This is a genomic window from Gordonibacter pamelaeae 7-10-1-b (assembly GCF_000210055.1).
Classification (GTDB): Bacteria; Actinomycetota; Coriobacteriia; order Coriobacteriales; family Eggerthellaceae; genus Gordonibacter; species Gordonibacter pamelaeae.
The window spans coordinates 188,262-188,946 of record NC_021021.1 but is presented as its reverse complement, the minus strand read 5'-3'; the positions used below and the strand labels follow the sequence as shown (position 1 = coordinate 188,946).

The following is a 685-nucleotide window of genomic DNA, read 5'->3' as shown; positions in this document are numbered from 1 at the left end:
CCAAGGACGCTGTGGCGCGGGCGGCGGGGAGGGGGTGTTTTCTGGTAAGATGCCGCACGGAGTATCCTTGTCGTTGGGAAGAGGGGTTGTCATGTCGGTTCGCTCGGCCGTGCGCGCGGCCGCTCCCGCGGCAGCGATCTTCCTGCTGGCGGGATGCCTGCTCGCGCTGGCGTACTACCATGATAACAAATACCTGTCCCCGCCGCCCTACGGCGCGGACGGCGTCCTCGAGTTGACGGATGCCGACCTCGGGCGCCCCGTGCCCCTCGTGGACGGCTGGCTGCTCTCCGTGGACGGGGCCCCGGCGGCCGAGGCGTTCATCGGCCAGTACTCCAACTTCTCCTTCGCGCCGGGCGGCACGTCGGCCTTCGGGTCCGCCGTCTACGAGCTCGAGCTGCGCTACGACGGCGATGCTCCCGAGCGCGCGCTCGTGCTGCTGGTGCCCGAGGTGTACGGCGACTTCACCCTGTACGTGGACGGCGCCGTGGCGGCGGCGGGCGGCGACGGTGCGCAGGTGGGCATCGTGGTGCGCGACGGCACGCGCCTCGAGCTGGAGGTGGAGAACCGGGAGCATTACTACAGCGGGCTGTACTACCCGCCCGTGCTCGGCACGGCGCAGGCCATGGGGCAGCTGGACTTCGCGAACGCGCTCGGCACCTGCGTGCTGGTGCTCGGCCCCCTTGCG

Annotated in this window: 1 pseudogene; it reads left to right on the top strand. The window is 70.8% G+C overall.

Annotation, left to right across the window (positions count from 1 at the left end):
• Positions 1–91 precede the first annotated feature (91 nt).
• A pseudogene (locus GPA_RS00865) lies at positions 92–685 on the top strand (GHKL domain-containing protein); the annotation flags it as partial.